The organism is Paenibacillus sp. OT2-17, assembly GCF_009827695.1.
Lineage (GTDB): Bacteria > Bacillota > Bacilli > Paenibacillales > Paenibacillaceae > Paenibacillus > Paenibacillus polymyxa_B.
The window spans coordinates 1-937 of sequence record NZ_WUDQ01000900.1; the positions used below are offsets into that span (position 1 = coordinate 1).

General features: G+C 45.5%; 2 protein-coding genes. Both read right to left on the reverse strand.

Annotated elements, in window-relative coordinates; all coding sequences use genetic code 11:
• Positions 1 to 504, reverse strand: a 504-nt coding sequence (locus GRP75_RS28030) for a diaminopimelate decarboxylase family protein (RefSeq protein ID WP_483311128.1), incomplete at its 3' end; no start/stop codon positions are given.
• Between the two features lie 110 nt (positions 505 to 614).
• The coding region (locus GRP75_RS28035) for a spore germination protein (protein ID WP_160791014.1) at positions 615 to 937 on the reverse strand (323 nt) is incomplete at its 5' end.

The window sequence follows — 937 nt, forward strand, 5'->3', positions numbered from 1 at the left end:
CATATATTCATGCGTATGCGCCTCAACCCCTGGTGTAACACGCAGTAAGATATTCACCTGCTGTTCTTTCTCGGAGGCAAGGGCCTGCAACAAATGCAACTCCATTTCGCTATCAACGACGAAGCAGCCAATTTGCGCATCTAACGCCATTTCAATTTCTTCCGGTGTTTTGTTATTGCCGTGAAAATGGATTCGCTCTGCCGGGAACCCTGCTTGTAGCGCAGTAAACAATTCTCCACTGGAAACTACGTCAAGCGACATTCCTTCTTCAGCAGCTAAAGCACACATCGCCATAACACAAAACGCTTTGCTTGCATAAGCAACTTGAAACTTCAATCCGGTTTCACGAAAAGCTTCTATGAATTCCCGGCAGCGCCGGCGGACTAACTGTTCGTCAACAATATATAGCGGCGTGCCAAAACGCTCTTTCAAAAGCGTTGTATCACAACCGCCGATCTCCAAATGTCCATTGCTGTTAATTTTACTGCTTCCATGCAAATACATGTTCTGGCGCCTCTCTTTCTGGAACAAGCTAGTCATATTCCATCGAATGTTTACACCAGTATAGCAAAAAAAACATCAAGAACAATGGATTTTTATGCAGATCATTTATATTAATGCTCCTGTCCATTGCCTGAGTTCGAATCTGTGTCGGCATCCGTATGGGGCATACGCGTATTGTCCCTCGTTTTGTTAGATGACGGGCGGTTAGGCGCATCTAGTACAGGCATACGGAACAAGATGGAAGCTAACGCTTTGGCATTAAAAGGAATGAACGGCCACAAATACGAAGAATTATATGACCGATGCAGCGTCAGCATCAAAATGATCAGTGTCGTACCCACGACAAAGCCCGGTACGTGAAAAATTGCAACAGCAACCAGCAGGAATAGTCGAATCAGTCTATTCGCTAACCCCAGCTCATAGCTCGGTGTTG